General features: G+C 72.4%; 23 protein-coding genes. 10 read left to right on the forward strand and 13 right to left on the reverse strand.

Annotation, left to right across the window (positions count from 1 at the left end; all coding sequences use genetic code 11):
* Window positions 1-606: 606 nt before the first annotated feature.
* The gene (locus tag AB0A74_RS32685) at window positions 607-2,244 is read right to left on the reverse strand and encodes a glycosyl hydrolase family 18 protein (protein WP_358255580.1); all 1,638 of its coding nucleotides are present in this window, start codon (window positions 2,242-2,244) and stop codon (window positions 607-609) included.
* Window positions 2,245-2,509: 265 nt separating this feature from the next.
* On the opposite strand from AB0A74_RS32685, the gene AB0A74_RS32690 reads away from it, so the two are divergent.
* Window positions 2,510-3,610: a serine hydrolase domain-containing protein gene (locus AB0A74_RS32690; RefSeq protein WP_358255582.1), complete on the forward strand. Its 1,101-nt coding sequence runs from the start codon at window positions 2,510-2,512 to the stop codon at window positions 3,608-3,610.
* 91 nt (window positions 3,611-3,701) lie between these two features.
* On the opposite strand, the gene AB0A74_RS32695 is transcribed toward AB0A74_RS32690, so the two are convergent.
* Together AB0A74_RS32695 and AB0A74_RS32700 are read right to left on the reverse strand one after the other, a co-directional pair.
* Window positions 3,702-4,163 (reverse strand): heme-degrading domain-containing protein, encoded by a 462-nt coding sequence (locus AB0A74_RS32695; protein ID WP_358255584.1) that lies wholly within the window; start codon window positions 4,161-4,163, stop codon window positions 3,702-3,704.
* Window positions 4,160-5,173, reverse strand: coding sequence for a Gfo/Idh/MocA family oxidoreductase (locus AB0A74_RS32700; RefSeq protein ID WP_358255586.1), 1,014 nt, complete (start codon window positions 5,171-5,173; stop codon window positions 4,160-4,162). Before AB0A74_RS32700 ends, AB0A74_RS32695 begins: the two co-directional genes overlap by 4 nt.
* Window positions 5,174-5,228: 55 nt before the next feature.
* Here AB0A74_RS32700 and AB0A74_RS32705 point away from each other — a divergent pair, with 55 nt between their 5' ends.
* Together AB0A74_RS32705 and AB0A74_RS32710 are read left to right on the forward strand one after the other, a co-directional pair.
* Entirely contained in the window at window positions 5,229-6,269 is a 1,041-nt protein-coding gene (locus AB0A74_RS32705; RefSeq protein ID WP_358255587.1) for an ROK family transcriptional regulator, read from the forward strand.
* Window positions 6,270-6,344: 75 nt separating this feature from the next.
* A complete protein-coding gene (locus AB0A74_RS32710) occupies window positions 6,345-7,103 on the forward strand; it encodes a PP2C family serine/threonine-protein phosphatase (protein WP_358255589.1) in 759 nt (252 codons plus the stop codon).
* Here the strand turns inward: AB0A74_RS32710 and AB0A74_RS32715 are convergent.
* A complete protein-coding gene (locus tag AB0A74_RS32715; protein ID WP_358255591.1) occupies window positions 7,083-7,757 on the reverse strand; it encodes a winged helix-turn-helix domain-containing protein in 675 nt (224 codons plus the stop codon). The two genes, AB0A74_RS32710 and AB0A74_RS32715, sit on opposite strands and share 21 nt — an antisense overlap.
* Window positions 7,758-7,822: 65 nt before the next feature.
* Here AB0A74_RS32715 and AB0A74_RS32720 point away from each other — a divergent pair, with 65 nt between their 5' ends.
* Entirely contained in the window at window positions 7,823-9,127 is a 1,305-nt protein-coding gene (locus AB0A74_RS32720) for an isocitrate lyase/phosphoenolpyruvate mutase family protein (RefSeq protein ID WP_358255593.1), read from the forward strand.
* 56 nt (window positions 9,128-9,183) lie between these two features.
* Here AB0A74_RS32720 and AB0A74_RS32725 read toward each other — a convergent pair whose 3' ends face one another.
* Window positions 9,184-10,347, reverse strand: a complete 1,164-nt coding sequence (locus AB0A74_RS32725) for an alginate lyase family protein (protein WP_358255595.1) — start codon at window positions 10,345-10,347, stop codon at window positions 9,184-9,186.
* A 33-nt stretch (window positions 10,348-10,380) separates the two neighbouring features.
* Entirely contained in the window at window positions 10,381-11,466 is a 1,086-nt protein-coding gene (locus AB0A74_RS32730; protein WP_358255597.1) for an MFS transporter, read from the reverse strand.
* A 118-nt stretch (window positions 11,467-11,584) separates the two neighbouring features.
* On the opposite strand from AB0A74_RS32730, the gene AB0A74_RS32735 reads away from it, so the two are divergent.
* Both AB0A74_RS32735 and AB0A74_RS32740 read left to right on the forward strand, forming a co-directional pair.
* Window positions 11,585-12,673, forward strand: a complete 1,089-nt coding sequence (locus AB0A74_RS32735) for an FAD-dependent monooxygenase (RefSeq protein WP_358255599.1) — start codon at window positions 11,585-11,587, stop codon at window positions 12,671-12,673.
* Between the two features lie 268 nt (window positions 12,674-12,941).
* Window positions 12,942-15,707, forward strand: coding sequence for an AAA family ATPase (locus AB0A74_RS32740; RefSeq protein ID WP_358255601.1), 2,766 nt, complete (start codon window positions 12,942-12,944; stop codon window positions 15,705-15,707).
* Here AB0A74_RS32740 and AB0A74_RS32745 read toward each other — a convergent pair.
* Window positions 15,624-16,160 carry a DUF6328 family protein gene (locus AB0A74_RS32745; protein ID WP_358255602.1) on the reverse strand — a complete coding sequence of 179 codons (537 nt, stop codon included), beginning with the start codon at window positions 16,158-16,160 and terminating at the stop codon, window positions 15,624-15,626. The genes AB0A74_RS32740 and AB0A74_RS32745 overlap by 84 nt on opposite strands.
* Window positions 16,161-16,244: 84 nt before the next feature.
* Here AB0A74_RS32745 and AB0A74_RS32750 point away from each other — a divergent pair, with 84 nt between their 5' ends.
* Window positions 16,245-16,901 carry a helix-turn-helix transcriptional regulator gene (locus tag AB0A74_RS32750; RefSeq protein WP_358255603.1) on the forward strand — a complete coding sequence of 219 codons (657 nt, stop codon included), beginning with the start codon at window positions 16,245-16,247 and terminating at the stop codon, window positions 16,899-16,901.
* Here AB0A74_RS32750 and AB0A74_RS32755 read toward each other — a convergent pair.
* The 5 genes from AB0A74_RS32755 to AB0A74_RS32775 form a co-directional block, all read right to left on the reverse strand.
* Window positions 16,898-17,410, reverse strand: coding sequence for a GNAT family N-acetyltransferase (locus tag AB0A74_RS32755; RefSeq protein ID WP_358255604.1), 513 nt, complete (start codon window positions 17,408-17,410; stop codon window positions 16,898-16,900). The genes AB0A74_RS32750 and AB0A74_RS32755 overlap by 4 nt on opposite strands.
* The gene (locus tag AB0A74_RS32760; RefSeq protein ID WP_358255633.1) at window positions 17,407-17,994 is read right to left on the reverse strand and encodes a DinB family protein; all 588 of its coding nucleotides are present in this window, start codon (window positions 17,992-17,994) and stop codon (window positions 17,407-17,409) included. Before AB0A74_RS32760 ends, AB0A74_RS32755 begins: the two co-directional genes overlap by 4 nt.
* A 27-nt stretch (window positions 17,995-18,021) precedes the next feature.
* Window positions 18,022-19,254, reverse strand: coding sequence for an RNA polymerase sigma factor (locus AB0A74_RS32765; protein WP_358255605.1), 1,233 nt, complete (start codon window positions 19,252-19,254; stop codon window positions 18,022-18,024).
* A 50-nt stretch (window positions 19,255-19,304) separates the two neighbouring features.
* On the reverse strand, window positions 19,305-19,733 hold the full coding sequence (locus AB0A74_RS32770) for a YciI family protein (RefSeq protein WP_358255607.1): 429 nt from the start codon (window positions 19,731-19,733) through the stop codon (window positions 19,305-19,307).
* Window positions 19,734-19,831: 98 nt separating this feature from the next.
* Window positions 19,832-20,269, reverse strand: a complete 438-nt coding sequence (locus tag AB0A74_RS32775; RefSeq protein WP_358255609.1) for a DoxX family protein — start codon at window positions 20,267-20,269, stop codon at window positions 19,832-19,834.
* 119 nt (window positions 20,270-20,388) lie between these two features.
* On the opposite strand from AB0A74_RS32775, the gene AB0A74_RS32780 reads away from it, so the two are divergent.
* Entirely contained in the window at window positions 20,389-21,051 is a 663-nt protein-coding gene (locus AB0A74_RS32780) for a ThuA domain-containing protein (protein WP_358255611.1), read from the forward strand.
* A 101-nt stretch (window positions 21,052-21,152) separates the two neighbouring features.
* On the opposite strand, the gene AB0A74_RS32785 is transcribed toward AB0A74_RS32780, so the two are convergent.
* Window positions 21,153-22,406 (reverse strand): ROK family transcriptional regulator, encoded by a 1,254-nt coding sequence (locus AB0A74_RS32785; RefSeq protein WP_358255613.1) that lies wholly within the window; start codon window positions 22,404-22,406, stop codon window positions 21,153-21,155.
* Between the two features lie 154 nt (window positions 22,407-22,560).
* Here AB0A74_RS32785 and AB0A74_RS32790 point away from each other — a divergent pair, with 154 nt between their 5' ends.
* Together AB0A74_RS32790 and AB0A74_RS32795 are read left to right on the forward strand one after the other, a co-directional pair.
* On the forward strand, window positions 22,561-24,234 hold the full coding sequence (locus AB0A74_RS32790) for an ABC transporter substrate-binding protein (protein WP_358255614.1): 1,674 nt from the start codon (window positions 22,561-22,563) through the stop codon (window positions 24,232-24,234).
* 1 nt (window position 24,235) lies between these two features.
* The gene (locus AB0A74_RS32795; protein ID WP_358255615.1) at window positions 24,236-25,225 is read left to right on the forward strand and encodes an ABC transporter permease; all 990 of its coding nucleotides are present in this window, start codon (window positions 24,236-24,238) and stop codon (window positions 25,223-25,225) included.
* The last annotated feature ends 11 nt before the right edge of the window (window positions 25,226-25,236 follow it).

Below are 25,236 nucleotides of genomic sequence, written 5' to 3' on the forward strand. Positions count from 1 at the left end.
AAAGTTTTGCGAGGAACGAGCAAAAGTTTTTCGACCAACCCCGGGAAAGTGTGGTTGGCTCCGCCAGGCCGTACGGGGAGGACGGAAAAGCCCCCTCTTTTGCTTTTCTCCCCGGGGGCCTGCCCGCCGGCGAGGCTCTTTTCATCTTTTCATCTTTTCAAGGGCATCAAGCAACGCGCTCCGCGCTCTCAAGACGATCGCGCGGAGCGCTCTCAAAAAGAACGCGCGGAGCGCTCTAAAGATAAAAGCGCCTCGCCGGCGGGCAGGCCCCCGGGGGAGGAAGAGCGTCGGTTCGTCCCCCGCACGGCCTGCCGGAGGCAACCACAGATCGTCGGGGTCGTCCAAAAAACTTTTGCTCGTTCCTCGCAAAACTTTTTCAGGCCGACCCCGACGATCTGTGGTTGGGCTGCGCCCAGGCCGTACGGGGGACGAACCGAAGCCCTTCCTTTGGCTCAATAGCCCGGAGAAGAGCCGCGCTTCGCGCGGAGGGTGGGTGGGGGTGCAGGGGTGCAGGGGTGCGGGGAGGGGGTGTGGTGAAGGAGGTGTGGGAAAGGGAAGGCCCCCGCGGGGGAGACGTCCGCGGGGGCCTTCCGGGGGTGTGCTGCGTCAGCGGAGGCCGTTGCCCATCGCCGTGATCAGTTCACCGTTGGTCGTGTCGCCGGACAGCTCCCAGAAGAAGGCGCCGCCCAGGTTCTGCTGCTTCGTCCACGCCATCTTGCCGCCGATGGTGGCCGGGGTGTCGTAGCTCCACCACTGGTTGCCGCAGTGCGCGTACGCCGTGCCCGCGACCGTGCCGTTGGCCGGGCACTTGGTCTTGAGGATCTTGTAGTCCTCGATGCCCTTCTCGTACGTGCCGGGTGCGCCGTCGGTGGCCGTGCCGCCCGGGGTGGACTGGGTGACGCCGGTCCAGCCGCGGCCGTAGAAGCCGATGCCGAGCAGGAGCTTGGACGCCGGGACGCCCTTCGCCTTCAGCTTCTCGATGGCCGCCTGGCTGTGGTAGCCCTGCTGCGGGATGCCCGCGTAGGACGTCAGCGGCGAGTGCGGGGCCGTCGGGCCCTGGGCCGCCCAGGCGCCGAAGAAGTCGTAGGTCATGACGTTGTACCAGTCGACGTACTGCGCCGCGCCGCCGTAGTTGGCCGCGTCGAGCTTGCCGCCGGTGGAGGCGTCGGCCGGGATGGCCGCGGTGACCAGGTTGCCCGAGCCGAAGCGGGCGCGCAGGGCCTGCATCAGGTTCTTGTACGCCTCCGGGCCGGAGGTGTCGCAGCTCAGGCCGCAGGCGTTCGGGTACTCCCAGTCGATGTCGATGCCGTCGAACACGTCCGCCCAGCGCGGGTCCTCGACCAGCTTGTAGCAGGACTCGGCGAACGCGGCCGGGTTCTGCGCCGCCGCGCCGAAGCCGCCGGACCAGGTCCAGCCGCCGAACGACCACAGCACCTTGATGTGCGGGTACATCTTCTTCAGCTTGCGGAGCTGGTTGAAGTTGCCGCGCAGGGCGCCCGCGTCCCACGAGTCCGAGGTGCCGTCGACGGAGGTGTCCGCGCCGTAGAACTTGTCGTAGTCGGCGTAGGTGTCGTCGTTCGCGGTGCACTTGCCGCCGGTGACGTTGCCGAACGCGTAGTTGATGTGCGTCAGCTTCGCGGCCGAGCCGGAGGTGTGGATGTTCTTGACGTGGTAGTTGCGGCCGTAGACGCCCCACTGCACGAAGTAGCCCAGGTTCTTGTAACCGGTGGGCGGGACCGTCGTGGTCGTGGTGGTCGTCGGCGTCGTGGTGGTCGTGCTCGTGGTGGTGGTCGTCGTCGTGGTCGTCGTGGTGGTGGTGGTCGTCGTGGTGCCACCGCCGGCGTCACAGGACGCGCCGTTGAGCTTGCAGTTCTGCGGGCCGGAGTACGCGCCCGAGTAGGTGATGTTGAAGCCGAAGCTCGCGGAGGCGCCGACGCCCAGCGCGCCGTTCCAGGTCGGCTTGACGGTCACGTGCTGGCCGCTGGCCGTGTAGCTGCCGTCCCACAGGGAGCCGACCCGGTGGCCGGACGGCAGGTCGAACTCGACGGTCCACGTCGAGATCGGCGCGGAGCTGTTGTTCGTGATCGTGTACTTGCCCTCGTAGCCGGTGCCCCAGTCGGAGCCCTTGGTGAAGGTGGCGCCCAGGCCACCCGCGCCGCTCGCCGCCGGCACCAGGACCAGGCCGAGCACGGTCGAGGCCACCGCCACGACCAACGCTGTGAGATGCCATCGGGTCTTGGACATCGTGCTCCTCGTCAGGGAAGGAGTGCAGGGTTGAGAAGAACATGTGGTTCAGACCACTTGACGGTCAAGGTCTAGACCACTTGTGTCACTCGAACGGAGTAGTGGATCGGGCTGTGGAATCGATTTCGGACAGGACCGACCACTAGGGGTGGGTACGACGGAAGTAGCGGTCCGGTTCAGCCCTCGGAGGGTCGTGGAGGGCGGTCGCCGACCACCAGACTCGGGTTCCTCGGGCCGTCAGGGGGACGGCCGACAAGGAGGGGCAATGCGCAAGAGGGGAATCGCCCTGGCCGCCGTCGTGGGGATGGCGGCGCTGGGCATCGGCGGGACGGCCGTCGCCGAACCCGTCGAGGCCGCCGGCCGGATCGACCGCGGGGTCGTCCAGGCGGCGCTGGACAAGCTGACCACCGAGGGCGGCGCGGCCGGCGCGCAGGTCCGGGTGACCGACGGGCGGGACCGGTTCACCGCCCGCAGCGGCGTCGCGGAGATCGGCGGGGACAAGCCGGTGCCGCTGGACGGCCGGTTCCGGATCGGCAGCATCACCAAGACGTTCGTCTCGACCGTGGTGCTGCAACTGGTCGGCGAGGGCCGGGTGGGCCTGGACGAGCCGGTCGGCACGTACCTGCCGGGCCTGGTCCCGGACGGCATCACCGTGCGGCACCTGCTCCAGCACACCAGCGGGCTGCACAACTACACGCAGTCCCTGCCGCTGGACCCGGCCGGCTTCGAGACGATCCGGTACAAGCACTGGGAGCCCCGCGAGCTGGTGGCCATCGCGACGGCCAAGCCGCTGGACTTCCCGCCCGGCACGGCGTGGAACTACTCCAACACCAACTACGTCGTCGCCGGCCTGCTGATCGAGGAGGTGACCGGCCGTCCGTACGCGGAGGCGGTCGAGAAGCGCGTCCTGCGCCCGCTGGGCCTGCGCTCGACGTCCGTGCCGGGCGACCGCGTCGGCGTCCCCGGCCCGCACGCGCACGGCTACTACCGGGTGGACGGCAAGGACGTGGACGTCACGCGCCTCAACCCGTCCGTGGCGTACGCGGCCGGCGAGATGATCTCCACCACCGCCGACCTCGACCGGTTCCTCGACGCCCTGCTCGACGGCCGCCTGCTCGCGCCGGCGCAGATGGCCGAGCTGACCAGGACGACCCCGGTCAGCGGCGGGTACGGGCTGGGCATCGAGGCGTCGCGGCTGCCGTGTGGCGTGACCGTGTACGGCCACGGCGGCGGCATCCCGGGCTACTCCAGCTACCTGGGCAGCACGCGCGACACGAAGACCCGCCTGGCGGGCTCCTTCACGTCGGCCCCGGTCGACGGCAACGGCGCGGGCGCGGAGGAACTGCTCAACGAGGTGTTCTGCTGAGCCACCCGCGAGGGTGAACGGCCCTCGGCCGGTCCACGCGCGCGGTTGAACGGCCCTCGGCACCCACTTCGGGTGCCGAGGGCCGTGCTCGTCAGCGGGTCGCCAGGAACCTCTCCAGTTGGGCCACCACGAACGCGTGGTCCTCGGCCTGGGGCAGGCCGGACACCCCGACCGTGCCGACCATGCCCACCCCCTCGACCAGCACCGGGAACACGCCACCGTGCGCCGCGTACTCGCGCGGGTCCAACAACGAGTGCTCCTCGAACGTCTTGCCGGCCGCGCGGAACGACTCGCCCACGCGGAAGGAGCTCCACCCGTACCGGTCCACCACGCGCGACTTGCGGTCGATCCAGCCGTCGTTGTCCGCCGACGTCCCCGGCAGGGCGGCGTGGAAGAGGCGTTGCCGCCCCCGTCGCACCGACACCACCACCGGGAGACCCGCCTCGCGGGCCGCGTCGAGCAGGAACAGGCCCAGGGCCAGGGCGTCCTCGTTGGTGAACGACCGGAACAGCAGGCGGTTCTCCTGCTCGGCCAACGTCTCCAGCAGGCTCACGGGGTCACCACCTGTCCGGTCCGCGCCGACGTGAAGGCCGCCTCGATGACCTCCAGCGCCGCGACCGCCGACTCCGGGTCCACGGGCAGCGGCCCGCCCTCGGTCAGCGCCGCCACCAGCAGCCGGTAGAACTCCAGGTACGCCCCGGGCACACCGGGCACGGACGCCGTGGACGTCCCCAGGGTGAGCGTGGCATTTGTCGACAAATCGTCAAACGGTAGGCCGGCGGCCAACGCGTCCTCCTGGCCGTCCAACCCCTCGCTGACGAACGTCCCGCGCGAGCCGAGCGCCCGCAGCCGGGGGCCCGGCCGGGCGGCCACCGCCGACGCCCACAGGTGGGAGCGCTCCCCGGAGGCGTGCGTCAGGGCCACGAACACGTCGTCGTCCACCTCGACGCCGGGCCGCCGCCGGTCCAGCTCGCAGTACACCGACGCCACCGGCCCGAACAGGTGCAGCGCCTGGTCGACCAGGTGCGCGCCCAGGTCGTAGAGCAGGCCGCCGGCCTCGTCGGGCGCGCCGTGCTCGCGCCAGTTGTCCCACACCTCCGGCACCCACCGCTCGAAGCGCGACTCGAACCGGGTCACCTCGCCCAACGACGGCAGCACCGAGCGCAGGGTCAGGAAGTCGCTGTCCCACCGCCGGTTCTGGAACACCGTCAGCGGCACGTCCCGGTACTCGGCGGCCTTGAGCACCCGGCGCGCGTCGGCGGTGGAGCCGGCCAGCGGCTTGTCCACCACCACCGGCAGCCCGGCCTCGACGGCGGCCAGCGCGAGCGGCACGTGGGTGCGGTTCGGGGTGGCGACGACGACCAGGTCGAGGTCCAGCGCGAACAGTTCCTCCACCGACGGCACGACCACCGCGGCCGGGTACCGGGCGAGGACGTCCGCGCGGCGGTCGTGGGCGGTGGTCACGACCGCCGCGAGGTCCAGGCCGGGGGTGGCCGCGATGAGCGGCGCGTGGAAGACCCGGCCGGCGATCCCGTAGCCGAGCAGTCCGGTGCGGAGAGGCATGTCCAGTATTAAAGCAACGCTGTTTAGTAAATGCCACCCGTGCCATGATGCGAGGGTGCCTAACTTGCGCTTCCTGCGCGGCTACAACGACGCCGTCGTGCTGGGCCTGGCCAGGTCGGGCGCGGTCACCCGCGTCGACCTCGCGGAGCGCAGCGGACTGACGCCGCAGGCGGTGTCCAAGGTCGTCGGCCGGCTGATCGACGAGGGCCTGCTGGTCGAGTCCGGCACCCGCAACGTCGGCGTCGGCAAGCCGCGCACCCTGCTCCGGCTGGTCGCCGACAGCCGCCTCGCGCTGGGCGCGCAGGTCGAGCGGGACGAGCTGCGGGTGGTGCTGACCGACCTCGCGGGCGACGTGCTGGACCGGGCGGTGGCCCCGCTGCCGCCGGACTTCGACCCGCCCGCCTTCGTCACCGAGCTGACCCGCCTGGTCAACGGGATGCGCGACGACAAGCTGCTGGGCGTCGGCCTCGGGTTCGTCGGCCCCCTGGACCACCGGACCGGCGTGATACACGACGCCACGGGCCTGGTGAAGTGGCACGACGTGCCGCTGCGCGAGCTGGCCGAGGACAGCCTGGGCCTGCCGGTCGTGCTGGACAAGGACACCAACACCGCGATCGTCGCCGAGGCGTGGCGGCGCGGGGAGCGGCTGCGCGACGCCGTGCTGGTGCTGGTCGGCACCGGCGTGGGCGTCGGGCTGCTGCTCGACGGGCAGGTCTACCGCGGGGCGCGCACCAACGCCGGCGAGTTCGGGCACACCACCATCCAGCTCGACGGGCCCCCGTGCGTGTGCGGCCGGACCGGCTGCGTCGAGGCCGTGCACAACCTCGCCGCGCGCTCCGGCGACCTCGCCGGGGCCACCGCGATCGTCGGCCTGGCGGTGGCCGACCTGGTCCAGCTGCTCGACGTCGACCACGTCGTCCTCGCAGGTCGGGCCGTGCTCGCCGAGCCCGAGGCGTACCTGGCCGGGGTGCGGGCGAAGCTGCCCACCGACGAGTGGCTGCCGGTCGAGGTCGAGGTGACGCCGCTGGGGGACGACGTCGTCGCGGCGGGCGCGGCGATGCTCGTGCTGAGCGAGTTCTACGGACGTCCCAGGTAGGCCGCCGGAACCTTCCCCGCCCGATTTGCCGGAGCGCTCGTCACCGCTACCCGTGCGGGTGATTCACTATTCGTCATGTATGCGCTCCGCCACGCCGTCGGGACCGACCCCGGCCTGCGCCGAGAGGCGAACGAGGACTCGGTGTACTTCAGCGAGCGCCTGTACGCCGTCGCCGACGGCATGGGCGGTCACGCGTACGGGGAGGTGGCCAGTTCGATCGCGGTGGGCGTGCTGGCCGAGCTGGACCTGGACTCCGACGACCCGTTGTCGCTGCTGTCCGACGCGACCCGCGAGATCGCCGTCCGGCTGACCGACCTGGCCGAGGAGAACTTCGACATGCGCGGCATGGGCACCACGCTCACCGCGCTGCTGTGGGACGGGTCGAGGTTCGCCGTCGGGCACATCGGGGACTCCCGGTGCTACCTGGTGCGCGAGGGCGAGCTGACCCAGGTCACCCGCGACCACACGATGGTGCAGGCGCTGGTGGACGACGGCCGGATGGCCGCCGAGCAGGCCGCCGAGCACCCCGGCCGGTCCATGCTGATGCGGGCGCTGCAGGCGGGTTCGGCGCACGACCCGGACCTGTTCTACCAGGAGGTCGAGGCGGGCGACCGGTACCTGATCTGCTCGGACGGGCTGTCGGACGTGGTGTCCTCGGCGGAGATCGCCGAGTTGCTGACCGCCGACCCCGACCGGGACCAGACCGTGCGGGCGCTGATCGCGGCGGCCAACGCCCGGGGCGGACCGGACAACATCACCTGCGTCATCGTGGACGTGGTGCCGGCGGGCAACGCGTCGTGGCTGCCCAAGTGGCTACAGCGGGGCGAGGCCTAGCAGGTCGCGCAGGGCCTCCTCGCCCAGCGGGGTGACCTTCACGGCCCGACCGGTGCCGATGTTCTTCACCCAGCCCCGGGCGCGCAGGTGGGCGCAGATGTGCGCGCCGGCGGCCCCGGCCAGGTGCGAGCGGCGCTCGGTCCAGTCCAGGCACGGCTTGGCGACCGGCCGGCGGCCCCGCGGCGGGGTGAAGTCCAGCGCGTCGGTGAGCCAGGCCAGGCCCTGGTCGGTGAGGGTGAGGTCGTCGTCGAGCAGGTCGCGGTCGGTCATGGCGTCCGTGATGGCCACGCCGAGGCGACCGGCGAGGTGGTCGTAGCAGGTCCGGCCGCGGGCGAGGGCGGCCGAGGCGGTGGTGGCCTTGAGCGTCTTCTCCGGCTGGGCGGGTCCCACGTAGGCGAGCAGGTGCTCCACCAGGTCGGCCTGCCGCCGGCCGGCGAGCTGCACGTACCGGTGGCGGCCCTGGCGGCGCTCGGTGAGGAAGCCCGCGGCGACCAGCCGGGTCAGGTGCTCGCTCGCGGTCGAGGCGGTCACCCCGGCGGCCGTGGCCAGTTCGCTGGACGTCCACGCCCGACCGTCCATCAGGGTCAGGCAGAACCGGGCGCGGGTGCGGTCGGCGAGCAGCGCGGCCAGGTCGGCGAGCTTGTCGGCGGGCATGGGTCCATTGTGCGACCGTGACGCTTCGGCCCGCGCCGAAGTTTCCCGCGTCTAGCGTCACCGGCATGGATCACGACGTGCTGCTGGACCCCGCTCACACCGTCCCCGCCGTGCCGTTCGGCGCGACCGGCGTGGCTTGGCTGCGCGCCCACGTGGCCCGCTTCAGCGAGGGTCCCGACCACGACCGGCGCCGCCGCCTGGCCGAAGACCTGCTGTCCACTGTGGATCTCACCGCCCTGGAACGCCCCGGCGACCCGGTGGCGAAGCTGGCCGTCGAACTGGGGCTGCCCCGCGACGTGGTGGCCGACGTGTCGGCGATCGCCGGGTCCTACCAGCCGCACACGGCCGTGACGCCCGAAGCGGATCGGGCGGTCGAGCGCCTGGTCACCCTGTGCGGGTCCCGGGACGAGCGGTCGGCCGCCCGCATCGGCTTGCTGGTGCAGGCGTGCGACGCCACCCACGCGCTGATCGCCGGCGAGAACCCGCCCGTGCCGATCACCCGGCGGGTCGCGCCGTCCGGGGAGGTGGTCGAGGTGTCCCTGGCGGACCGGCCGTTCGGCGACGGGCGGCACCGGTGCCCCGCTCGGTCGCACGCGATGGCGCTGGCCTCGGGCACCTTCCACCGCTTGCACCACGGCGATTCGCCGTTGGTGCTGCCGAACGCGTGGGACTTCGCGTCGGCGGCCGCGTTGGTGCAGGCGGGTTTCCCGGCGATCGGGACCACCAGCCTGGGCGTCGCGGCGGCCCACGGCATCCCGGACGCGGCCGGGCTGGCCAGGGCGGAGACGGTGGCCCTGGCCCGGAAGCTGGTGCGGCTGCCCGTGCCCGTCACGGTGGACGTCGAGGCCGGGTTCGGTGACGTTCGAGGTGTGGCGGAGGAACTGGCCGCGCTGGGCGTCTGCGGCGTCAACATCGAGGACGGCCGGGGCTCGGGCCTGGAGGACCCCGCGACGCAGGCGGCGCTGATCAAGGACTTCAAGGCGGTAGCGCCGCACCTCTTCGTCAACGCCCGCGTGGACACGCATTGGCTCGACGTCGATCGGGAAAGCACGGTCGAGCGGGCGTTGCGGTACGTGGACGCGGGCGCGGACGGCGTCTTCGTGCCCGGCCTGGCCGCGGAGCGGGAGGTCGAGCGGGTGGTGGCGGCGGTTCCGGTGCCGATCAACGTGTTGGCGCAGCACGACGTTCGGACGTTGACGGAGTTGGGGGTGAAGCGGATCAGCACCGGATCGCTGTTGTTCCGCGCGGCGGTCGGCGCGACCGTCGCGGCGGCGGTCGCCGTGCGCGACGGCGCGGAGGTCGGCGCCGTGCCGGGTTACGCCGAGATCCAGGACCTGACCAGTGGCGGTGGGGCCCCGGTCGGCGGCTGACCGCGGTCACCCACGGTCGGCGGCTGACCGCGGTCGGCCCCGGCCCTGGTCCGCGGTCAGCCCGGGTTCGCGGCGTGGGTCAGGGTCTCCCAGGCGATGAACAGCTTGTCCGTGCCGGCCGGGCGTTGCTGTTCGGTCAGCCGCTGGGTGTTGGTCATGCCGATGCCCAGGCGGGTGTTGAGCGCGTTGAACGCGACCTCCGTGGTGGGGCCGAGGGCCTGCTTGCGCACGCCGCCGCACAGCCAGGACGGCATGGGCTCCAACTGGTAGCGGGCGTGCAGCCCGTAGCCGTGGCGCAGGCGTTCGCGGACCTCCGCCCACAGGTCCTGGCCCTGGTGGCGGGCGGTCTCGGCGAAGTGGGCCGCTGCCGCGAGGCCGTACCCGGTGTGGGTGAAGTCGCGGCACGTCTCCTGGCTCACGCCGTTGACGAAGGTGCTCTGGCCGTGCCAGTACGAGATGATCTCCGACCGGGTGTCGATGCCGCTGTTCGGCGGTGGCTTCGGGAGGTCGCCGTCCGTGGTCAGGTAGACGTACGCGGGCATCCGGGTCCGGTAGATCGAGACCGCCTTGTCGTACGCGGCGCGGTCCTCCAGGAAGACCGCGATGCCCAGGGAAGCCTCCATCATGGACAGTTCCCAGTTCCCGTTGGTCGAGGGGCGGCCGTTGGCGATCTCGGGCAGGTAGACGTCGCGCAGCATGGTGGCGAACCGGCCGGCGTTGGGCCAGTTGCCGTGGACGTGCTTGATGATCTCCGCCGCGCGCGGCCACGACGACCCCGCCCACGCCGTTTGCAGGGGTGCGTTGCTGTTGGTGTGGTCCTGGATGACGGCGGACCACGCGTCCATGATCTCGATCGCCTTGGTGGCGTAACGGTTGTCGCGGTTGATGTACCAGGCGAGCGACAGCGTGTACGCGGCCAGCGCGTCCTCGCGTTCGTCCGTGCAGCCGTAGTTCGGGTTGGAGTAGGAGCCGCATTCGACGATCGCGCGCGGCTTGGGCGTGCGCGACAGCGAAGCGAACGGGTGCGCCATCATCTGGTCGTAGGCGGCTTTCCACGGCTGTGCGCCGGCGTTCACCTTGGCGCGCACGAAGTCCAGTTGTCCTTTGCCGACCAGGACACCGGGGTGGGTGAACGTGGCCGGGGCCGCCGTCGCGGGCGAGCCGGCCACCAGTCCGGCCGCCAGGACGACGGCCGCCGAGAACACCGATTTCCCTCGCATGGCATCGAGGGTGTGTGGTCCAGACCACGTGTGTCAACGATTTTCACGCTGGTGAAACGGGTCTGCGGTCCGGTCCCGGTCCTTCAGAGCGTGCGTGGCGAGCAGGGCGGTGAGGAGGACCGCCACCGCCGCCGCCGGGACCTCGCCGACGGTCCACACCGCGTAGACGGCGTAGGCGGCCACCTCGCTGCCCAGACCGGCGACGGAGGTGACGGTGGCCCGCGCCGGACCGGTGATCCGTTGCTGCAAACGGGTTTCCGCGATCACCAGCGCGTGGCGGTACAGGCCGTACGAGACGGCCACCAGGGCCAGCCCGGCGGGGTGGCGGAGGTGGCCGGCCACGCCGAGCAGGACCGCCGAGACCACCAGCAGCGGGGCCAACCGGTGCCGGTCGCGCAGGGTCGCGCCGGCCGCGCCCGCCAGTGGGATCGCCAGCACGGCGAGCGGGACCACGGCCGTGGGCACGTGCCAGTCCTGGGCCATCAGGGGGAAGTACTCCTCCAGGGCGTCCAGGCCGGTCAAGGCGGCCACGGCGATGACGGCTCGGCGCACGGCCGGCACCGCCGCACTCTCCGCCAGGCCCGCGCGGAGGGTGGCCGACCAGCTCTCCGGCTCGCCGCGCGGCGTTTCCGGGAGACGGGTGGCCAACAACGCCGCGGCCAGGCAGGTCGCCACGCTCACCCAGCCGACCAGGGTGAACCCGCCGGTGGTGAACAGGACGGTGGCCGCCAGCGCGGCCGGGATCTGGGCCAGCAGGCCGGCGGCGGTCACCCGGCCCAGCACCCGACCGAACACGGCGGCCGCGCCGACCGCGGTCAGGCCGTCGTGCAGGAGCGCTTCGAGGGCGCCGGACACCAGGGCGCCGCCCAGTCCCCACAGCACGAAACCGGCGGCGAAGGTCCAGAAGCCCGGCGCGGCGGTCCACAGGGCGTAGCCGCAGGCCTGAAGGACGCCCGCGGCGACGAGAGCGCCACGGCGGGAGAACCGGTCCGCCAGAGCGCCGAACGGGACTTCGGCGACGACCGCCACGGTGGACCAGATCGCGAAGAGGAGCGAGATCTGCCCGTCCGACAGGCCGGTGTCCGCGAACAGCAGCGCGTACAGCGGGTAGACGGGCACGACGTCGGCCAGCAGCGCCCACCCGACGACGAGTCGGGCCAGCGGCCGGGCCGGGGGCGGTACGGGGCGTCAACCGAAGGGCATGGTTCAGGGTAGACCGCCCACTAGCGTCGTGGACATGGTGAAGGCATTGGTCATCGGTGGCGGGATCGCGGGACCGGTCACGGCGTTGGCGTTGCGCAAGGCGGGGATCGACTCCGCGGTCTTCGAGGCCTACCCGACGGGCGCGGACGACATCGGCGCGTTCCTCACGATCATGCACAACGGGCTCGACGCGTTACGCGCGATCGACGCCGAACACGTCGTGGTGGACCACTCGTTCGCCGCCGACGGCGTGGACGTCCACACCGGCGACGGCACGCTGGTCAGCGAGAACCGGTGGGACACCGGCGGCATCACCGGGCCGCGCACGCTGCGCCGGGCCGAGCTGTACCGGGCGCTGCACGACGAGCTGCGCCGGCGGGGCATCGCCGTCGAGCACGGCAAGCGGCTGGTGGGCGTCACGGCCGGGGCGCGAGCGAAGTTCGCGGACGGCACCACCGCCGAGGGGGACCTCCTCGTCGGCGCGGACGGCCTGCACTCGGCCACCCGGCGGATCATCGACCCGGACGCGCCGCGCCCCCGGTACACGGGCCTGAACATCTTCTACGGCTACGCCACCGGCCTGGGCCCCACGACCGCGCCGGGCCGGTACCGCATGATCGCCGGCTCGCGGGGGTTCTTCGGCCACAGCACCGCGCCGGACGGCACGACCTGGTGGTTCGCCCGCACACCGGGCCCGGAGCGGCACGGCGGCACCCCCGACGAGCACCGCGCGCACGCGGCGGCGTTCTTCGCCGAGGACGACTCGCGGGCCCGGGAGATCATCCTGGCCGAGGGGGAGATCCACGCGAGCAACGCCTACGACGTGCCCACGACCCCCGTCTGGCACACCGACCGGGTGGTGCTGGTCGGGGACGCGGCGCACGCGGCGTCCCCGGCAGCGGGTCAGGGTGCGTCGATGGCGCTGGAGGACAGCGTCACCCTCGCGAGGTGCCTGCGCGACCTGTCGTCGCCGCGCGAGGCGTTCGAGGCTTACGAGCGGTTGCGCCGGGAACGGGTGGAGGCGCTGGTGGAGATGAGCGCCGAGTTGGGCGCGAACCGGTCGGTCGCCACGAATTCTTTCTACGCGCACCACATCGACTGGGACAGTCCGGTTCAGTTGTAGGGCATTCCGCCGAACGGGCTGGTGGCCGCGTGTGCGGCGGTCGAGAAAACGGCCACCATCAGCACGGCGATGAGCACTCGTCCGATTCGCATGCGCACTCCAGGGGAGAGTCGTCGTCAAGCGGTTTCGGCGCCGTGACAACGGTGGCAGCAACGGGTGAAACGGGGTGGTGATCGCGGTGAACAAAAGGAGAACTGTCCGGACCGGCGAGTAATTCGAAATTGCGAAAGCTCTTGTTAACCCGCCGTTTACCCGATATTCTCTCCGTGTGCGCGCCGTCACCCTGCGCCTCGTCGGACGCGAGCGCGAGCTGGACCGCCTCCGCGCCGGGGTCGACGCCCTGGGCCGGGGGCGGGGTGCCGCGCTGGTCGTGGAGGGCGAGCCGGGCATCGGCAAGACGGCGCTGGTCAAGGCCGTCTGCGAGGACGCCGCCGCGCGCGGGTTCCGGGTGTGCAAGGGCGCGGGCGACGAACTGGGCCGCTCGCTGCCGCTCCTGCCCCTGCTCGACGCCCTGTCCACGGCCCGCTCCGACCCCGGCGCGACGGCCACCGCCGAACGCCTGCTGGCCCGCGTGGACGAGCTGTGCGCCGTCGGCCCGGTCGTGCTGGTGGTGGACGACTTGCAGTGGGCCGACAACGCGACCGTCGCCGTGTGGCGGCGGCTGGCCCGGCTCGTGCCGCAACTGCCGTTGCTGCTCATCGGAGTTCTGCGGCCGTTGCCGCGCCGCGACGAGCTGTCCGCGCTGCGCCAGGGCGTCGACCGGCTGACCGTGGGCCGCCTCGCCGCGCCGGCCGTGGCCGAACTCGTCGCCGCGCTGGCCGGGGGCGCGCCGGACGACCGCCTCGTGCGGCTCGCGGGCGACGCCGGCGGCAACCCGCTGTTCCTGGTGGAGCTGGTCGAGGCGCTGGTGCGCGGCGGCGCGATCGAGGTCGACGCGACCGGCACCGCCCGCCTCACCGAGCACCCACCCGCCGCCGGGACCCCGCGCGCCGTGGACGATTCGCTCGCCGCCGGGACTTCGCCCGCGCTCGCCGCCGGGGTTCCGCGTGCCGCCGGGTTCGGGCCGGGTGGGCTGCCCGCGTCGTTGTCCGCCGCCATCAACGACCGGATCGCCTACCTCAGCGCCGACGTCCGCCGCGTGCTCGTCGCCGCCGCCCTGCTCGGCGTGTCCTTCCCGGTCGCCGACCTGGCCGCCGTGCTCGGCACGCGGGTGGTCGAGCTGTTGCCCGCCATCCAGGACGCCACCGTCGCGGGTGTGCTGGAGGACGGCCGGCTCGGGTTGGGCTTCCGGCACCCGCTGGTGCGCGCCGCCCTGTACGAGCAGGTGCCCGAATCGGCCCGCAGCGCCTGGCACGGCGAGGCCGCCCGCGCGCTGGCCGAGAGCGGCGCGGGCGTGGACCGGGTGACCCGGCAGCTGCTCGCCGCCGACGACAACGTCCCCGCCTGGGTGGCGCGGTGGCTGGACGAGCACGGGGCCACGCTCGTCGCCCACGCCCCCGAGGCCGCCGTGGACCTGCTCGGCCGGGTCGTCGTCGCGCCGCACGCGACGCCGCGCCGGGGCGTCCTGCTCGCGCACCTGGCCGAGGCCCGGTTCCGGCTCGGCGACCACCACGGGGCGGAGGCCGTCGCGTTGGCCGGCCTCGAACACGGCGCGCACGTCGACCTGCACTGGACGCTCGCGCAGTGCCGCAGCATCACCGGCCGGTCCGCCGAGACGCTCGCCGAGATCGACCGCGCCCTGGCCGCGCCCGGCCTGTCCGAAGGCGACCGCGCCCGCCTGCTGGTGCTCGCCGCCCGCGCGCACTGGGACGTCGGCGCGCTGGACGACGCCGAACGCCTCGCCGTCACCGCGATGGCGGCCGACGACCGCCGCGCCACCAGCTGGGCGCTGCACGTCCGCACGATCGTGGCGATGGCCCGGGGCCGCATGGCCGACGCGCTGCCGCTGTTCGACCGGGCGCTGGCGGTCGCGATGGGCGACCCGGCGACGGCGGACCTGCGGCTGCTGCTGCAGATCAACCAGGCCGTCACGCTGGGCGAGCTGGACCGGGCCGAGGAGGCGATCGCGTCCGCCCGCGTCGTGCGGCACGCCGCCGACCAGACCGGCAACACCGTGCGGCTCGCGCAGGCGCAGAGCGCGCTGGGCCAGCTGCTGCTGGACGCGGGCCACTGGGACGAGGCCCTGGTGGACGTGGACCTCCTGCCCGACGACCTCAAGCACCCCATGGTGTCCCGCTGCGACCACGGCGTGGCGGCGCTGATCCACCTGCACCGCGGTGACGCGGCGGGCGCGCGGCGGCACCTGGACGCGGCGGGCGAGGCGGTGCCCGGCCACGTCGTCGGCCCGCTGGCGCTGGCCACCGGCCTGGAACTGGAGCAGGCCGGCCGCGTCCGCGAGGCGTTGGCCGTGCTGGTCGAGGGCATGGCCGCGGTGGAGGACCTGCTGCCCGACGCCGTGCGGCTGGCCGTGCGGGTCGGCGAGGACCCGTCGGCGGCGGTGGCGCGGGCGGAAGGACTGGCCCGGGAACTGGACGTCCCGCACCGGCGCGCGGTCGCGGCCTACTGCCGGGCGCTGGCCGAGGGCGACCCGGTCGGCCTGCTCCGGGCCGCGGACACCGGACGGCCGTTGCTCCGGGCGAAGTCGTTGGGCGCGGCGGCGGTGGCGTTCGCGGAGTCCGGCGACCGCACGTCCGCGCGGGCCGCGTTGAGCCACGCCGTGGACGTGCTGGAACGGCTGGGCGCCGAGTGGGACCTGAACGTGCTCCTGGCGCGGATGCGGGAACTGGGCGTCCGGCGCGGCCCGCACGCCAAGCACCGGCGGGCCGCGCACGGCTGGGACAGCCTGACCCCGATGGAGCGCAAGGTCACCGAGCTGGTGGTGGCGGGCCTGTCCAACCCGCAGATCGCCGAACGCCTGGTCCTGTCGAGCCGGACCGTGGCCACGCACGTGTCACACGTGCTGGCGAAGCTCGGCGTCCGGTCGCGCACCGACATCGCGCGGGAGGCCGTACGACACCGCGTCGCGTCGGGGTGAGCGCGCCCGGTAGCGCAGGGGCAGCACGAACCACCAGAACCCGAACCAGGCCACCAGCCCGGACGTGACCCACACCGCGGGCCACCGCCCCAGCACCACGTCCAGGATCAGCAGCAGGGCCGTGGCCAGGGCGAGCTTGAGCAGCACCAGACCCGCGAGCAGCAGGCGGCTCGACGCGCGGACCAGCTCGTGCTTGAGCCGGCGGCGGAACACCAGCCGGTGGAACGGCGCGGGCGCGATGAGCAGCGCGGTCGAGGTCGCGCCCAGGACCAGGCTCGACACGTACACCTGGAGCTGGAACGGGTCCAGCGTGCCGAAGCGCGGGGTGAAGGCGAGGGTCAGCAGGAACGCCAGCAGCAGTTGGACACCGGTCTGGGCGACCCGCATCTCCTGCAGGATCTCGGCGTAGTTGCGGTCCATGCGCTCGGCGGGGGTCTCGTTGCGTTCGTTCATGGTCCTCACGGTGCTCCCCGCGGTGGTGCGGAGACATCGGTCGGCATACGGAGGTTGGTCGTCGGGTTGGTCTTCGGTGTGGACATGAGCACGTGGGTGTCGGACATCGCCGTCGAACGCTTCGGAAACGTCGAGACGCAGGCGTTGGGCCCCGATCCCGCCACCTCGCTGGTGTTCTGCTCGCGGTCGGAGGAGGCGTACGTGCTGGGGCCGCGCACGCGGGGGCTCTACTTCGCCGGGGTGGACGCGCACCGGTTGCGGGTGCGGTTGCGGCCGGGCATGGCGCGGGCCGTGCTCGGGGTGGGGGTGCGGGAGCTGGTGGACCGGGTGGTGCCGCTGCGCGAGCTGTGGGGCGTGCCCGTCGGCGACCCGTCGAGCCTGCGCACCACCCTGGCGGCCCGCCTGGCCTCCCTCGACCCCCGCCGCGACGCGCTCGTCGCGTCCGCCGCCCGCCTGGTGCCGTCGGTGGGGGTCGCCGGGGCCGCGTCGCGCTTGAACGTCAGCGAGCGGCACCTGCGCACCCTGTTCACCGCGGCCGTGGGGCTGCCGCCGAAGCGGTACGCCAAGGTCGAGCGGGTCCGGCGGGCGGTGGCGACGGGCGGGGCCGGCGGCTGGACCCGGGTGGCCACCGAGCTGGGGTACTACGACCAGTCCCACCTGAACGCGGAGTTCCGGGCGACGATGGGCGTGGCTCCGGGCGCGTTCGCCGCCGGGCGGTACCCGGCGAACACGCCCTGTTAGAGGGGTTTGGCGAAGAACAGCGCGGTCTCGCCTTCGGCCGGGGTGCCGGTGTAGAGCGTCGTGTCCAGGCCGCAGAGGGTGAAGCCCATCCGTTGGTAGGCGCGTACGGCGGGGACGTTGACGCTGGACGTTTCGAGCCAGGCGGTGCGGGCCGCGCGTCGGCGGCCTTCGGCGAGGGCGAGTTCCACGAGCCTCGTGCCGATGCCCCGGCCGCGGTGGGTCGGGGCGACGGTGAGTTGGCGGATGACCAGTCGCCGATTCCAGGTGTCGAGTTCGACGGACACGAAACCCTTGATGCCGTCGTGCTCGGCGACGAAGCCGTCCTCGGGCAGGTCGTCGCCTTCGTCCGGCGGGAAGACCTTGGTCAGCGGCGGGTCCACGGGGACTTCGTGGAGCGTGAAGCCGTGCGGGTCTTGATGGACTTCGAAGACCGTGTCGGTGGTGAAGGAGTCGTCGAGGGACAGGTCGTCGCCGGGCCGGATGGGGCGGTAGGAAACGTCCACGGTCACGCCGAGGCTTCCCGGGCCACTCGGTCCAGCTTGGCCCGGTAGGTGTCCCACCACGCCGGGTCGCCGTCGGGCAGGTTCGAGACGCCCGCGCGGAGGCCCGCGGTGCCGTCGATGGTCTCGCGCACGATGTCCGCGTGGCCGGCGTGGCGGTTCGTCTCGGCGATCACGTGGACCAGCACGAAGTGCAGCGTGACCGGGGCGCGGTCGGCCGGCCACCACGGCACGCGGCCCGGGGAGTCCAGGTCGAGGGTCTCGATCGTGGTGTCCGAGTGGGCGCATGCGCGGCGGTACAGGGCGATGATGTCCTCGCGGGACTCGTCGGCCGTGGCCCACATGTCCGCGTTCGGCTCGGCGTCCTCGCGCAGCCACGGGAACGGCTCGGGGAACGGGCGGTCGAAGCAGTCGCCGAAGTAGCCCATCTCCACGCCCGCCAGGTGCTTGACCAGGCCGAGCAGGTTCGTGCCGGTCGGGGTGAGCGGTCGGCGGGCGTCGTACTCGGGGAGGCCGTCCAGCTTCCAGACGACGGCGTCGCGCGCGGACCGCAGGTAGTGGCGCAGTGTCGACTTCTGATCCATACCGGACAGTCTTCCAGCGCCCCGCCGGCCGATCCGTCAGGAACAGGCCGCGGCCCGCGACAGCAGCAGAGCGCGTTCGCGCTCGTTGCGCGTCATGTCCGCCGCGTGCTCGAACTCCACCTTGGCCTCCGCCGGCCGGCCCAGCTTGACCAGCAGGTCACCGCGCACGCTCGGCAACAGGTGGTACCCCTTCAGGGCCGGCTCGTCCAGCAGCTCGTCGACCAGCTCCAGCGCCACCTCCGGCCCGAACGCGAAACCGATCGCCACCGCGTGGTTGAGCGCCACGATCGGCGAAGGCGCGATCAACGCCAACGCCTCGTACAGGCCCGCGATCCGCCGCCAGTCCGTCTCCTCCGGCGTCCGGGCGACCGCGTGGCACGCCGCGATCCGCGCCTGCACCGAGTACGGCCCGCCGCCCGCCTTCCGCAACGACTCCAGCCCGCGCCTGATCAGCAACTGGTCCCACCGCGCCCGGTTCTGCTCCAGCAACAGGACCGGCTCGCCGTGGGGCCCCACCCGCGCCCGCGACCGGGACGCCTGGATCTCCAGCAACGCCACCAGGCCGTGCACCTCGGGTTCCTTCGGCATCAGGCCGGCCAGGACGCGGGCCAGCCGCAACGCGTCCGCGCACAGCTCCGGGCGCAGCCAGTCGTCGCCCGCGGTCGCCGAGTAGCCCTCGTTGAAGATCAGGTAGATCACGCCGAGCACGGACGCGAGCCGCGCGTCCCGCTCGTCCTCCGCCGGCACCTCGAACGGCACGTTCGCCTTGGCCAGCGTCTTCTTCGCCCGCACGATCCGCTGCGCCACGGTGGACTCGGACACCAGGAACGCCCGCGCGATCTCCTCCGTGGTGAGCCCGCCGAGCATCTTCAACGTCAACGCGACCTGCGCCTCGACCGACAGGACCGGGTGGCAGGCGGTGAACACCAGGCGGAGCAGGTCGTCGTCGATGTCGCCGACGCCGGCGCCCGCGTCGGGCGCGGTGCGCTGCTCCTCGTCGCGGCCGATCTCCGCCAGCTTGCGCTCGTAGTTCCGCTGCCGCCGGATCTGGTCGATCGCCCGGTTCTTCGCCGCGGCCATCAGCCACGCGCCCGGGTTGCGCGGGATGCCGGTGTCCGGCCACTGCTCCAGGGCGCTGACCAGGGCGTCCTGGGCCAGTTCCTCGGCCAGGCCCACGTCGCGCACCATCCGGGCGAGGCCCGCGATGAGCCGCGCCGACTCGATCCGCCACACCGCCTCGACAGCGCGACGCGCATCGGAAGCTGTCACGGTCTGGGATCAGACCAGCTCCCGATGCGCGTCGGCAAGGCGGGTGGCGCCTACTTCGCGGCTTGCTGCGCCTTGATCTGCTCGGCCAGCGCGGCCTCGCGGTCCTTCAGCTCGTCGGACATCTGGAAGTCCTCGGGGGAGAAGACCTGGCGGATCTCGATCTGGGACTGCTCGCCGGTGGGGTTGGGCACGCGCTTGACCCACTCGACCGCCTCCTCCAGCGACTTGACCTCCAGCAGCCAGAACCCGGCGATCAGCTCCTTGGTCTCCGCGAACGGCCCGTCCACGACGGTCCGCCGGTCGCCGTCGAAGTACACGCGGGCGCCCTTGGAGCTGGGGTGCAGGCCCTCGCCGGCGAGCATGACGCCGGACTTCACCAGCTCCTCGTTGAACGCGGTCATCTCGCTGATCATCTCCTCGCTCGGCATGACGCCGGCCTCGGAGTCCGCGGTCGCCTTGACGATCACCATGAAACGCATCTTCTTGTCCCTTTCGGAGTGCGACCCGCTCATCCTCGCGGAGTCGGTGGGGCGGTGGGGGCTGGAACGGGTGGTGGTGCGGTGGACGGCCGGGCCGGTCAGCGGCGGACCAGGCGCGACAGGGTGTAGCGGCCCGGCCCGAGGACGGCGATCAGCAGGAAGGACCAGCAGAACAGCGCGGCCGGCTCGCCCAGGTTGTGCAGCGGCAGCAGAGCGGTCGGCTGGTGGTAGACGAAGTAGGCGAAGGCCATCGCGCCCGACGCCAGCACGGCGGCCGGCCGGGTCGCCACGCCGAGGAGCACGAGCACCGAGCAGGCGACCTCCAGCACGCTGCCCCACCAGCCCGGGAAGGACCCGACCGGCACGGCGGTGCCCTGCCCGTCGATGCCGCCGAGGAGGCCGAAGCCCTGGAGGCCGTGGCAGCCGAACAGGAAGGACACCACGACCCGGAACGCCCCGAGGACGAGGTCGTTGCGCTGGGGCGACGTGGCGGCGGTGCGGTCGGCGGACTCGGTGCGGGAGGTCGTGGTGGTCATCTCTTCAGCTCCTTCTCGGTGGTCTCGTCTACGCGTCGAACGGGACCCCCGCCGGATCGACACGTCCGCCGAACTTTTTCGAAGTTTTTTGTTTCCGCAGGTCAGGTAGGTTGGGGCCGGTGAAGGTCCTGGTGGTGCGCGGTGGGTGGGACGGGCATCGGCCCGTCGAGGCGACCGAGCGGTTCATCCCGTTCCTGCGGGACGCCGGGTTCGCCGTGGAGGTGTCCGGGTCGCTCGACGTCTACGCCGACGGGGTCGCCGGCTTCGACCTGGTCGTGCAGTGCTGGAGCGACGGCGTGCTGACCGCCGAGCAGTTCGCCGGCCTGGAGTCGGCGGTGCGCGGCGGGACCGGGTTCGCCGGGTGGCACGGCGGGATCGTGGACTCGTTCCGGGGGACGCGCGCGTACATGTGGCTGGTGGGCGGGCAGTTCGTCGCGCACCCCGGCGACTTCGTGGACCACCGGGTGGAGGTCGTGGCGGACCACCCGGTGGTGGCGGGGCTCGACGGGTTCGCGCTGCGCACCGAGCAGTACTGGGTGCTGGCCGACGGCCTCAACGACGTGCTGGCGACCACGACGTTCCAGCCCGCGGGCGCGTGGGACCGGCCCGTGACGGTGCCGGCGGTGTGGACGCGGCGGTGGGGCGCCGGCCGGGTGTTCGTGTGCACGCCGGGCCACGCGCCCGAGGACCTGGACGTGCCGGAGGTGAGGACGATCGTCGAACGCGGCCTGCTCTGGGCGGCCCGCGCCGGGGCCCGCCCCGACGACGGCCGGCTGCGGTGACCGGTGGCCGTCCGGCTGGGCCCGGTGACCGGGAGCGGCCCGGCTGGGCCCCGGTGACCGGGAGCGGCCCGGCTGGGCCCCGGTGACCGTGCGCGGCCCGGCTAGGCCCCGGTGACCGGGAGCGGGGCGGGTTCGGCGGCGGCCAGGTTCTCGGGGAGTTTCAGACCCTCCGACAGCGGCACCAGTTCGGACCGCAGGACCAGGGCCGCCGCGCCGATCGCCGACGCCGTCGCCGCGTGCCGGGACAGTCGGACGTCCACCGCGTGCGTCGCCCGGGAGAAGAAGGCCCGGTCCAACTCCTCGCGCACGATCGGCAGGTACACCGACCCCGCGATGGCGAAGCTGGGGCCGGTCAGCACCAGGACCTCCAGGTCCATGACGTTGGCCAGGCTCCGCGCCGCCGCCGCGATGTAGCGGGCCGAGCGCTCCAGGATCGCCAGCGCGGACGGCTCGCCGCGCCGGGCCGCCCGGCTCACCGCCGCGAAGTCCGCCGACACCGAGCGGGCGCGGCCGGTCAGGCCGGCCGACCGGGACAGCGCCGGGTCCGCCCGCGCCGCCGCGACCACCGCCGCCGGTCCGGCCAGGACCTCGACGCACCCGCGTGCGCCGCACCAGCAGTCCGGGCCGTTGGCGTCCACGCAGGTGTGGCCGATCTCGCCGGCGTTGCCGCCGGCCCCGCGGTAGGTGACGCCGTTGATGACCAGGCCCGCGCCGATGCCGGTGCCCATGTAGAGGGCCGCGGAGATGGCCGTGCCGCCGATGCCGCCCGACCAGTGCTCGCCCAGGGCGGCGGCGGTGGCGTCGTTGTCCAGGACCACCGGCAGGCCGGTGGCGCGCTCCAGGGCCTGGCCGAGGGGGTAGTCCTCCCACTTGCGCATCGCGGGCGGGGTGAGGCCCATCCCGGTGGCCGGGCTCAGCGGTCCGGGGGACACCAGGCCCACGCCCAGGACCCGCTCGCGCTCGACGCCCACGCCCTCGATCAACGCCGTCACCTCGGTGGACATCCGGTTGACCACCGTCGCGGGTTCGGCCGCGCCGGCCCCCGCGCGCGAGATGCGGGCAACCACCGCGCCGCCCAAGTTGGTCAGCACGTAGGTGATGCCGGCGTGGTCGAGGTGCACGCCCACGGCGTAGCGGGAGGCGTGGTTGAGTTGGAGCAGCACGCGCCGCTTGCCGCCGGTGGACTCCGCGCGCCCGGTCTCCACGACCAGGCCCTCGTCGATGAGCCTGCGGACCACGGTCGAGATGGTCGCCCCGGTGAACCCGGTCGCGCTGATCAGGCCGACGCGGCTGATCGTGCCCGCCGCCCGGATGACGTCCAGCACCGCCGCCTTGCTGCTGGCGTGCTGGCTCATCGCGGCTCCCCCGGATCGGTCGCGTGCGTCTTAGTTCGTTCGTCGGTCGAAGGGTAGCAACTTGGCCGCCAGATGACGGCCAAGTGTTGACTTCGTTTCTTCGTTGACTTAACAATCTGCCTCAACGCGGGACCGGCCACGAGAGGAATCGACGATGTTCCTGAAGGCGAAGCGTTCACGGGCGGTGGCGGCGGGGCTCGCCGCGCTGGCCATGCTGGCCACGGCGTGCGGCGGGTCGGGCACGTCGGCCGGAGGGGACGGCACGCTCGTCGTCTACACCGGCCAGTCCGGCGACTGGCAGCTCAACTTCAACCCGTTCTCCCCGACCGCCCTGGAGGGGCCGGGCACGATCTTCGAGCCGTTGTTCTTCTACAACAACATCCGCGACGTCGAGCCGCGCCCGCGCCTGGGCAAGGCGTTCACCTGGAACGCCGACGGCACCCAGCTCGACATCGAGCTGCGCGACGACGCCAAGTGGACCGACGGGCAGCAGTTCACCGCCGAGGACGTCGTCTTCACCCTCGACATGATCACCAAGAACGCCGCGATGAACGGCACCGGCTACAAGGGCGCCGCCACCGCCGTGGACCCGACGCACGTGTCGATCAAGTTCACCGAACCGTCCTTCATGGAGGGTCCGCAGATCCTCGGCCGCATCTGGATGGTCCCCAAGCACAAGTGGTCCGGCCTGGCCACCCCCGCCACCGACGTCGTCAAGGAACCGGTCGGCACCGGCCCGTTCCAGCTCGACGAGTTCAAGCCGCAGGCGTTCACGCTCAAGGCCAACCCGACCTACTACGCCGGCGAGCCCGCGCTGAAGAAGGTCCGCTACCTGGCGCTGTCGGGCAACCAGTCCGGCGAGGCCGCGCTCAAGGCCGGCCAGATCGACTGGCAGACCGGTCCCGTGCCGGACATCAAGAACGTCGAGAAGAACTACCCGGGGTACCGGGCCATCACCATCCCGATGAACCAGGCCGCCCTGTTCACCTGCTCCAACGCCGCCCTGGGCTGCCAGGGCCCGCAGACCGACGTGGCCGTCCGCAAGGCCATCTACTACGGCATCAACCGCACCCAGGTGAACCAGCTCGCCTTCGAGAACACCGCGAGCGAGATCTCGCCCGGCGCGGCCCTGCTCGACCGCGACCGCGACCAGGTCTCCGCGAAGCTCAAGGAGCGCACCGCCCCGATGCAGGCCGACGAGGCCAAGGCCACCGCCCTGTTGGAGGGCGCCGGCTACACCAAGGGCTCCGACGGCGTCTACCAGAAGGACGGCAAGCCGCTCGCGCTGACGCTCAAGGTCGTCGCCGGCTGGACCGACTACATCACCGCCGTCGAGACCATGAGCCAGCAGCTGCAGAAGGTCGGCATCAGGATCACCCCGCAGCAGGTGTCCTGGAACGAGTGGTCCGACGCCCGTGGCCGCGGCCAGTACGAGCTGCTCATCGACGCCCTGCACCAGGGTCCCGCGCCCGACCCGTTCTACAACGCCTCGTACTTCTACAGCACCGCCACGACCGCCAAGGTCGGCGAGATCGCCAACCCGAACTTCGCCCGCGTCAGCGACCCGGCCATCGACGGGGCCCTGGCCGCCCTCAAGGGCATCGACCCGAAGGACGACGCCAAGCGGCAGCCGCACTTCGACACCATCCAGACCCGCATCGAGGAGCTGGCGCCCTACATCCCGATCCTCACCGCCGGCACCACCAGCGAGTACAACGCCAAGAAGTTCACCGGCTGGCCCACCAAGGAGGACCTGTACGCGTTCCCGGCCGTGTGGGCCCGCCCGGAGCACTCCGAGGTCTTCCTGAAGCTCAAGCCGGCGAGCTGACATGCGCTACTACGCCCGCAAGCTCGCGTTCTACCTGGTCGCCTTCTGGGCCGCGCTGACGTTGAACTTCTTCATCCCGAGGCTCATGCCGGGCAACCCGGTGGACATCCTCATGGCGAAGCTGGCCCAGCGCGGCGGCACGGTGGACCCGTCGGCCCGCCGGGCGTACGAGCTGCTGCTCGGCTCCGGGTCCGACGAGTCGCTGCTCTCGCAGTACTCCTCCTACCTGGGCGCCATGTTCCGCGGCGACCTCGGCGTGTCGGTCAGCTCGTTCCCGACGCCGGTGGCCGACATCATCGCGGAGGCCCTGCCGTGGACGCTGGTGCTGGTCGGGATCGCCACGTTCCTGTCCTTCGCGCTCGGCGTCGTCCTGGGCACGCTGGTCGGCTGGCGGCGCGGCACCTGGCTGGACAGCCTGGTGCCCGCCACCACCGTCCTCGCGGCGGTGCCGTACTTCTGGCTGGCGCTGATCCTGGTGGCGCTGCTGGCCTCCGGCCTCGGGTGGTTCCCGCTGCTGGGCGGCTACGACGTGGTGCTGTCGCCGGGCTGGGACCCGGAGTTCCTCGGGTCGGCGATCCACCACGGCACGCTGCCGGCGCTGACGATCGTGCTGTCGTCGGTCGGCGGTTGGCTGCTGGGGATGCGCAACATGATGGTGTCCACCACGTCCGAGGACTACGTGCTCACCGCGAAGGCCAAGGGGCTGCGCGACTCCCGCATCATGATCCGGTACGCGGCGCGCAACGCCGTGCTGCCGTCCGTGGCGGGGTTCGCGATCTCGCTGGGCTTCGTGGTGGCCGGGTCGATCATCACCGAGCAGGTGTTCTCCTACCCGGGCATCGGCTCGAAGCTGTTGCAGGCGGTGCAGAACAACGACTACGCCCTGATGCAGGGCATCTTCCTGGTGATCACGGTCGCCGTGCTCGGCGCGAACCTCGTGGTCGACCTGCTGTACGCCGTCATCGACCCGCGCACCCGCGTCAGCGGCTGAGCCAGGAGCGC

Source organism: Saccharothrix sp. NPDC042600, assembly GCF_040647305.1.
GTDB lineage: Bacteria > Actinomycetota > Actinomycetes > Mycobacteriales > Pseudonocardiaceae > Actinosynnema > Actinosynnema mutabilis.